General features: G+C 75.3%; 8 protein-coding genes. 4 read left to right on the top strand and 4 right to left on the bottom strand.

Going from position 1 to position 8,583, the window contains the following annotated elements:
• Positions 1 to 20 precede the first annotated feature (20 nt).
• Entirely contained in the window at positions 21 to 218 is a 198-nt protein-coding gene (infA, locus tag A2U95_RS14795; protein WP_206282981.1) for a translation initiation factor IF-1, read from the bottom strand.
• Between the two features lie 118 nt (positions 219 to 336).
• On the bottom strand, positions 337 to 1,107 hold the full coding sequence (locus tag A2U95_RS14790; protein ID WP_166022708.1) for a GNAT family N-acetyltransferase: 771 nt from the start codon (positions 1,105 to 1,107) through the stop codon (positions 337 to 339).
• A gap of 272 nt (positions 1,108 to 1,379) precedes the next feature.
• Between A2U95_RS14790 and A2U95_RS14785 the strand changes: the two genes are divergently transcribed.
• On the top strand, positions 1,380 to 2,117 hold the full coding sequence (locus tag A2U95_RS14785; RefSeq protein WP_166022706.1) for a translation initiation factor IF-2: 738 nt from the start codon (positions 1,380 to 1,382) through the stop codon (positions 2,115 to 2,117).
• A gap of 82 nt (positions 2,118 to 2,199) precedes the next feature.
• Here A2U95_RS14785 and A2U95_RS14780 read toward each other — a convergent pair whose 3' ends face one another.
• Together A2U95_RS14780 and A2U95_RS14775 are read right to left on the bottom strand one after the other, a co-directional pair.
• Positions 2,200 to 3,162, bottom strand: coding sequence for a D-2-hydroxyacid dehydrogenase family protein (locus A2U95_RS14780; protein WP_166022704.1), 963 nt, complete (start codon positions 3,160 to 3,162; stop codon positions 2,200 to 2,202).
• Between the two features lie 73 nt (positions 3,163 to 3,235).
• Positions 3,236 to 3,916 (bottom strand): 2-phosphosulfolactate phosphatase, encoded by a 681-nt coding sequence (locus A2U95_RS14775; protein ID WP_166022702.1) that lies wholly within the window; start codon positions 3,914 to 3,916, stop codon positions 3,236 to 3,238.
• A 234-nt stretch (positions 3,917 to 4,150) separates the two neighbouring features.
• Between A2U95_RS14775 and A2U95_RS14770 the strand changes: the two genes are divergently transcribed.
• Genes A2U95_RS14770 through nirD form a run of 3 tightly spaced genes read left to right on the top strand, consistent with a single transcriptional unit; the run spans position 4,151 to position 8,405 of the window.
• A complete protein-coding gene (locus tag A2U95_RS14770) occupies positions 4,151 to 5,377 on the top strand; it encodes an NAD(P)/FAD-dependent oxidoreductase (protein WP_166022700.1) in 1,227 nt (408 codons plus the stop codon).
• Entirely contained in the window at positions 5,377 to 8,007 is a 2,631-nt protein-coding gene (gene nirB, locus A2U95_RS14765) for a nitrite reductase large subunit NirB (protein WP_166022698.1), read from the top strand. Before A2U95_RS14770 ends, nirB begins: the two co-directional genes overlap by 1 nt.
• 2 nt (positions 8,008 to 8,009) lie before the next feature.
• The gene (gene nirD, locus A2U95_RS14760) at positions 8,010 to 8,405 is read left to right on the top strand and encodes a nitrite reductase small subunit NirD (protein WP_166025220.1); all 396 of its coding nucleotides are present in this window, start codon (positions 8,010 to 8,012) and stop codon (positions 8,403 to 8,405) included.
• Positions 8,406 to 8,583 lie beyond the last annotated feature (178 nt).

The raw sequence follows: 8,583 nt of genomic DNA, 5'->3' as shown, positions 1-8,583 counted from the left end.
GCCCCCCCCCCGGCCGCCGCTCAGGTGCGGTACCGGTAGAGGATCCGGCCCCGGGTCAGGTCGTACGGGCTGAGCTCCACGAGCACGCGGTCGAACGGGAGGATCCTGATGCGGTTCTTCCGGATCTTCCCGCTGATGTGCGCGAGCACGTGGTGCCCGTTCTGCAGTTCCACCCTGAAGATGGCGTTGCGCAGGCACTCGGTGACCGTGCCCTCCATCTCCAGGCCGTTCGCTCGTCTCGCCAAGATGTCCCGCTTCCGTGTTCGGTGGGTCGCACGAGCCCGGTCGGCCCGTGTCCGTGTGTGGTCCTGTGCCCGTGGGGGGCGGGGGCGACGCTCAGCGGCGCACCAGTTCCAGGTGGCCGGTCGCCCGGCGCGCGCCGGCCGCCCGGGCCAGCGCGAGGGCCGGGACGTCGGAGTCGTCCACCTCGGTCCAGGCGGACGCGATCCCGTCCCGGTGCAGCCCTTCCAGCGCGTGGGCCAGCAGCGCCCGTCCGATGCCCCGCCGCCTGCGGTCCGCCCGGACGGCGACCAGCCCCACGCGCGCCCGGCGCCGTACCCGCACGACCCGGACCAGCCCGGCGTACCCGGCGTCGCCGTCCAGGACCGCCACCGCGTACTTCGACGGGTCCACCAGCGTGTCGCCGGGCGGGCCGGCCAACAGCTCGGCCGGCAGGACGCGCCGGCCGACGGCGGCTTCGACCTCGTCGCGGATCGCGCGGTCCAGGGAGCGCAGCAGGTCCTCGTCCGCCTCGCCCGCGGGCAGGACCGTCACCCCCGCCGGGAGCCGCGTCGCGTCGAGCCCGCTCTCACGGGGGTCGGTGGGCAGGTCGTACGCCCCCTCGCGCCGCCCGACGGTGAAGCCGAACCGCTCCCAGCGCGCCGTCGTGTCGTGGTCGTCCTCGCCGACCAGGGTGTGCAGCGGCGTGGGCAGGTCCGCCAGCATCGTGGCGGCGAGACGGTCGAAGGCGGCGTCCCGCCACACGTCGATGCTGAGGAAGAGACGCCCGTCGGGACGTCGGGAGACGTCGCCCCGGCCGACGACCAGGTCGTCGGCCACCGCCTCCCACTGCGTCTGCGCGACCCGCGTGATCGTCACGGTGTCCATGGGTGTTCGCCTTTCAGGAGTGCCTGGTGGTAGAGGCGCTCCCGACGACACCTGGGTCAGTCGCACACCGTGACGGAAGGGGGGAGCACCCGCTGCGGAACAACGTTCACGGGTCTCACCTCCTCCGGCGAAGTCACGGTCGGCCACAAGTTAACGGCCCTCCCGCCGTCCCGTCCAACGCTTTTCCCGGCGGGCCGGCCGGGTGCGATCGCCCATGCCGGATGAGTACGGGAGCGGTTGTCCCCGGGCCGCCGCGCCTGGAGGGTGGGCGCATGCGCCGATACCCCTTGCTCGCCCCGCTGTTGCTGTTCACCGCCGGCTGCGGAGTGCTGGTGCCGTCCGCCGAGGACCGCGCGGCCGACGCCGCGCGGGAGGTGGCCGGGAAGGCCGGCGAGCGGCTCGACGGCCAGCGCCCGCGCACGGCGGAGGAGGTCGGGCGCTCCGCCTCCTCCCTCGACGGGGTGGAGGTCCTGCGGGTGACCGGCACCTCGACGCACGACGGGGACGGCATCGGCGTGGTCGTCCGCACGTCCGGCTCGGCATCCGAGGGGTGGCTCGCCCCGGAGGAGGTCACCGTGCGGCGCTGTTTCGCCCTGCGGGTGTCGCCCCGCACGGAATGGGGTGCGGAACCCGACGGCGTGGACTGTCCGGACGGCCCTCCGCTCGCCTTCGCCCCGCCGCCCGAACCGCCCCGGCTGCCGTACGAGGAGTTCCGCGCGGAGCTCCCCCGGGTGCCGGAGGACGGCCGGGCGGACGAGGCCGGGGTGCGGCGTGCGCTCGCCTCCCTGGACCTCGATCCGGCGATCCGCACCGAGGTGAAGGCGGACGGCGGCCGGGTCGGCGTCCTGCTGTCGGTGGAGGGCAACGGCTTCGACGCGCAGGACTGCCTCCTCGCCCGCGTGGCCCCCGGTTCCACCGAGGTGTGGGCGCCGCCGCGGATCCAGCGGATGCCCGGCGAGGGCGGCTGCACCGTCGGCTTCGCCCTGGACCCGCTGCCGCCACCGCACTGAGCGGGGCCGCCGGGCCGGCCGCCGCCGCGGCCCGGCGGCGGGAAGGCGGGGCCGGGCGGTCCGCCCGTGCGGCGGCCCGCGGTCAGCCGCCCAGCACCCGCACCGGCTCTCCCGCGAGCCATGCCTCGATGTCCTCCACCGCCTCCCGGTAGTACGTGCGGTAGTTGGCGCGGGAGACGTATCCGAGGTGCGGGGTGGCCAGCAGGCGGGGCGCGGTGCGCATCGGGTGGCCGGCGGGCAGCGGCTCGGTGTCGAAGACGTCGGCGGCGGCGCCCGCGATCCGGCCCTCCCGCAGGGCGGCCAGCAGGGCGTCCTGGTCGACCAGGCCGGCCCGTGAGGTGTTGACCAGGTAGGCGTCCGGCTTCATCAGGGCCAGTTCCGCCGCGCCGACGATGCCCCGGGTGGTGTCCGACAGCACCAGGTGGAGCGTGACGAAGTCGGACGTCGAGAAGAGGTCTCCCTTGGACGGCGCGAGGCCGACGCCCGCCGCCGCGGCCCGCTCCGCCGTGAGGCGCGGGCTCCAGGCGACGACGTCCATGCCGAACGCCTGCCCCACCGCCGCGACCCGGGTGCCGAGCTTGCCGAGGCCGACGACGCCCAGCCGCCGCCCGTGCAGGTCGGCGCCGACCGTGGACTGCCAGGGGCCGCCGGTGCGCAGCGCCTCGTTCTCGGTGACGACTCCCCGGGCCAGCCCCAGCAGCAGCGCCCAGGTCAGCTCGACCGGCGGGTGGGGGAGGCTGCCGGTGCCGCACACCGTCACGCCGTTGCGCGCGGCGGCGGCGTGGTCGATCACGGAGTTGCGCATCCCGGAGGCGATCAGCAGGCGCAGCCGGGGCAGCCGGTCCAGCAGCGGGGCCGGGAAGGCCACCCGTTCCCGCAGGGTGACCACGATGTCGAAGTCCGCCAGCGCGGCGGCGAGTTCGTCCTGCGAGCCGTGGTGCGCGCGGAACGGCACCGCCTCGACCCGGTCCGCCAGCCGCCCCCAGTCGGCGGCTTCGAGGGCCGCGTCCTGGTAGTCGTCGAGCACCGCACACCGCAACCGCATACCGCCGCCCTCACCGTTCTCCCGGGGACCGTCGTCCCCCCGTGCCGTACGAACCGCCGCTCCGCCGGGGCCGTCATCCGTGGGGGAACCACGGCCGCAGCACCGCCGTCCCTTCCTCGCGTCCGATCCGCATGGCGAAGCCGAACCGGTCCACCTCCAGGCACAGTTCCACGTCGTCGGGGTGGGCGCCGCGGCGCCGCCCGGCGCGCAGGTCGCCCGCGGCCGGGGAGGTCCTGGCGCGGTGCAGGTAGGCGCCGGGGTCGACCCGGTCGCCCGCCAGGAGCCGCTCCAGGTACTCGGCGCAGGCCAGGTCCTCGGCGGCACGGCCGTCCTCGCCCGTGACCACGAAGGTCACCGCGTCGGCGCCGGCGGCCGCCAGGGCCCGGACCGTCGCGCCGGCCACGGCGAAACCGGCGCACAGCGCCAGCTCCGCCTCGACGACCGCCAGCGCCCCGACCGTCCCCGCCGTGGTCTTCTGCACCACCGTGCGGCCCGTCAGGTCGGTCTCCCGGACCAGGCCCGGGGAGTTGACCAGGTCGAACCCGCGGGCGGGCGCCCCGTCCTTCAGCGCGAGCCAACCCGGATGCCCGGCCTTGAGCGACAGCGCCTCGTCCGCGTCGGCGGCGAGGACGATCCTGTCCGCCCCGCGGTCGAAGACCCACGCGGCGGTGGTGAACGCCCGCATCACGTCGATCACGACGGCCACCTTCCCGGTGCCGTCCACCCCGGGGATCCCGACCACGCGCGTGTCCATGCCGGGATGCTCCCAGCACGGTACGGCGGTCCACAAGTCGCGCCGCCGGCACGGCGGTTCGCCCGCGACCGCGCGTCCGGAGGGCCTCCGCCCCCCGCCCGTCCGCGGCACGACCGGCCCGGTGGCCCGGCCGCCGCCCCTCACACCGGCCCCCCTCCCCCGCTGAGGGCAGCGTTCCCCGCGGGAAACGGGAGGGATGCGGTCGGGAAACACCCGCGCCGCACGCTTGCGGGTATGACGTCCCAACAGCGTGTGGTGGTGATCGGGGCCGGTCCGGCGGGGGTGCGCCTCGCCCGCCGGCTCGGCGAGCTGGGCGTGCCGGCGGTGCTGGTCGGCGAGGAGGAGCACCGGCCGTACAACAGGGTGCTGCTCGCCGAGGTGCTGGCCGGGCGGTACGCGCCCGAGGTGATCGAGCTGCCCGCCCCGGCCGGCCTGGTGCGGGCCCGGGTGGTCAAGATCGACCGGGACGCGCGGCGCCTGTACTGCGACGACGGCCAGGAGCTGGAGTACGGCACCCTCGTGCTGGCCACCGGCTCCAATCCGGTGCTGCCGCCGCTGCGCGGCCTGTTCGCCGTCGGCGACCACCGGCTGCCGCGCGGGGTGCACGCGTTCCGCACCATGGACGACTGCCTGGAGCTGTCGGCTGCGGTCCGCCCCGGCACCCGCGCGGTGGTGGTGGGCGGCGGGCTGCTCGGCGTGTCGGCGGCCCGTGCGCTGGCCGGGCGCGGCGCGCAGGTGGTGCTGGCGCAGCAGTCGGAACGGCTGATGGAGCGGCAGCTCGACCCGGCCGCCTCGGCGCTGGTGCGCCGGCACCTGGAGGGCCTGGGCGTCGAGGTCCACACCGAGCTCCGGGTGCGCGACGTCCGGGTGGTGGAGGGCGCGGTCCGGTCGGTGGAGATGGCCGACGGCTACGCCCTGGACGCCGACGTGGTCGTGCTGGCCTGCGGGGTCCGCCCCCGCACCGGCCTCGCGCAGGCCGCCGGGCTGGAGGTCCGCAAGGGCGTCGTCGTCGACGACGAACTGCGCACCGGCGACCCGCACGTCCGGGCCCTCGGCGACTGCGCCGAGCACGACGGGCAGGTCTACGGCCTGGCCGCGCCCGCCCTGGAACAGGCGGAGGTCCTCGCCCGGTCCCTCGCCGGCGACCGCACCGCCCGCTACACCGGCACCCGCGCCCTCACCCGGCTGACGCTCTTCTCCGACCGCCCGTTCGACCTGGCCGCCTTCGGCGAGCCCACCCCGCTTCCGGGGGACGACGTGGTCCAGCTCGCCGACGCCACCCGCGGCACCTACCGCAAGGTCGTGGTCCGCGAGGACCGGCTGGTCGGCGGCGTCCTGGTCGGCGAACTGGGAACCGTCGGCGCGCTGGCCCGCGCCTGGGAGGGCGCCGAGCCGCTGCCCTCCGCCGGGTCCCCCCTGCTCCACCTGCTCCACCTGCTCACCAACGACGGAGGCTCCTGATGCCCACGACCACCACGGACACCTCTGCGGCCTCTTCCGCCGCCGCTGCCACCGCGACGATCGTGCTCGTCGGCCACGGCATGGTCGGCCAGCGCTTCCTCGAGGCGCTGGCCGAGCGCGGGCTGACCGCCACGCACCGCGTGGTCGTGCTCTGCGAGGAGCCCCGCCCGGCCTACGACCGGGTGCACCTGACCTCCTACTTCTCCGGCACCACCCCTGACGAACTGTCGATGACGGACCTGGAGTTCATCGAGGAGCACGGCATCGAGCTGCGCCTCGGCGACCCGGCGGAGAGCATCGACCGCGCGGCGCGGACGGTCACCGCCCGCTCGGGGCTGACCGTCCCCTACGACACCCTGGTGCTGGCCACCGGCTCCTACCCGTTCGTCCCGCCGGTGCCCGGCAAGGACGCGGACGGCTGCTTCGTCTACCGGACCATCGAGGACCTGCTGGCCATCGAGGAGTGGGCGAAGGCGCGGGCCACCACCGGCGCGGTGGTCGGCGGCGGCCTGCTCGGGCTGGAGGCGGCGGGCGCCCTCAAGGGCCTCGGACTGGACGCCCACATCGTGGAGTTCGCGCCCCGGCTGATGCCGGTGCAGGTCGACGACGGCGGTGGCGCGGCCCTGCTGCGCACCATCGAGGAGATGGGCCTGACCGTGCACACCGGCACCGGCACCCAGGAGGTGCTGACCGGCGAGGACGGCGCGGTCACCGGGATGAAGCTGTCCGACGGCTCCGAACTCGCCGTCGACATGGTGGTGTTCTCCGCCGGCGTCCGCCCCCGCGACCAGCTGGCCCGCGACTGCGGCCTGGAGGTCGGCGAGCGCGGCGGCATCGCGGTCGACGCGAGCTGCCGCACCGTCTCCGACGACCGCGTCTTCGCGATCGGGGAGTGCGCGCTGGCCGTCGACGGCCGCGTCTACGGCCTGGTCGCCCCCGGCTACGAGATGGCGCAGACCGCGGCCGCCGCCATCGCCTCCGAGGCCGCCGAGTTCACCGGCGCGGACCTGTCCACCAAGCTGAAGCTGCTCGGCGTGGACGTGGCCTCCTTCGGCGACGCGCACGGCACCGCCGACGGCTGCCTGGACGTCGTCTACTCCGACTCCCGGGCCGGCCTCTACAAGAAGCTGGTCATCGGCCGCGACGGCACCCTGCTGGGCGGCATCCTGGTCGGCGACGCCGAGGCGTACGGCACGCTGCGCGCCCTCACCGGCTCGGTCCCGCCCGTCTCGCCGGAGAGCCTGGTGCTGCCCGCGGGCGCGGCGGGCGGCGGCGCGCAGCTCGGGCCGTCCGCGCTGCCGGACGAGGCGATCGTCTGCTCCTGCCACAACGTCACCAAGGGCGCGATCCGCGGCGCGGTCACCGACCACCGGTGCGTGACGGTGCCGGAGGTGAAGAAGTGCACCAAGGCCGGCACCGGCTGCGGGTCCTGCGTGAAGGTGCTGGGCCAGCTGGTCGAGGCCGAGCTGGAGGCGAGCGGCGTCGAGGTCGACAAGGGCCTGTGCGGCTGCTTCGGCCAGACCCGCGAGGAGCTGTACGAGATCGTCCTCGCGCTGCGGGTCACCTCCTACCGCGAACTGCTGGACCGCCACGGCCGCGACGGCGCCCGGGGCGGCGACGGCTGCGAGATCTGCAAGCCGGCGGTCGCCAACATGCTGGCCACCCTCGCCCCGGCCATCGGCGCGGACACCCACGTCCTGGACGGCGAGCAGTCGGCCCTCCAGGACACCAACGACCACTTCCTCGCCAACCTGCAGAAGAACGGCTCCTACTCGGTGGTCCCGCGCATCCCCGGCGGCGAGATCGCCCCGGAGAAGCTGATCGTGATCGGCGAGATCGCCCGCGACTTCGGTCTCTACACCAAGATCACCGGCGGTCAGCGGATCGACATGTTCGGCGCCCGCGTCGAGCAGCTGCCGCGCATCTGGGCACGGCTGGTGGACGCCGGCTTCGAGTCGGGCCACGCCTACGGCAAGTCGCTGCGCACGGTGAAGTCGTGCGTCGGCTCCACCTGGTGCCGGTACGGCGTGCAGGACTCGGTGCGGATGGCCATCGACCTGGAGCTGCGCTACCGCGGCCTGCGCTCGCCGCACAAGCTGAAGTCCGCGGTCTCCGGCTGCGCGCGGGAGTGCGCGGAGGCCCAGTCCAAGGACTTCGGCGTGATCGCCACCGCCAACGGCTGGAACCTGTACGTCGGCGGCAACGGCGGCGCCACCCCGCGCCACGCCGACCTGCTGGCGCAGGACCTCTCCGACGCGGAGCTGGTCCGCCTGATCGACCGGTTCCTGATGTTCTACATCCGCACCGCCGACCGCCTGGAGCGCACCTCGGTGTGGCTGGACCGCATCCCCGGCGGCCTGGACCACGTCCGCGACGTGGTCGTCCACGACTCGCTCGGCATCTGCGACGACCTGGAGCGGCTAATGGCCGCGCACGTGGCCCACTACCGCGACGAGTGGGCGGCGGTGCTGGAGGACCCGGAGAAGCTGGAGCGCTTCGTCTCCTTCGTCAACGCTCCCGAGACCCCTGACCCGATGGTGGCGTTCGTTCCTGAGCGCGGCCAGATCAAGCCGGACCTGCCGCTGCTGCAGATCGGCATCCGAGAGATGGAAGGGACCGCATCCCGATGACGATGACGACCACCGCCGTTGCCACCACCACCGCCGTCGCCACCACCGCCGTCGCCGCCTCCGCCCCGCTCCGCACGGTCGTCCAGCTGAGGGCCGGCGAGGACTGGCTGACCGTCTGCGACCTGGACCGCCTGGTCCCCGGCCGCGGCGTCGCCGCCCTCCTGCCCGACGGCCGCCAGGCCGCCGTCTTCCTCGACCGCGCGGGCCGCCTCCACGCCGTCGACAACCGCGACCCCTTCACCGGCGCCGCGGTCCTCTCCCGCGGTCTCCTCGGCAGTGACGGCGGCCGCCCCTTCGTCGCCTCCCCGCTGCTGAAGCAGCGGTTCGACCTCGCGTCGGGGCGGTGCCTGGACGACGAGACGGCCCGGGTGGCGACGTTCGAGGTCCGCGCCGCCTGACCGCCCACCGCCGGACGAGGCGGGCGCGTGCCCCGGGAACGGCCGCGCGCCCGCCTTCCGGCGGTGCCGGGTGCCGTGAGGCGCCCGCCCCCACGGCGGCGGGATGTGCCGGCCGCCGGCGCCGTGGGGGCCGGCGGCCCTTCCGTCCGAAAACCGGGCGCCGCGGCGCGGCCGCCCC

It is taken from the genome of Streptomyces chilikensis (assembly GCF_001642695.1).
Classification (GTDB): Bacteria; Actinomycetota; Actinomycetes; order Streptomycetales; family Streptomycetaceae; genus Streptomyces; species Streptomyces chilikensis.
This window is presented reverse-complemented; position numbering and strand designations above follow the sequence as displayed.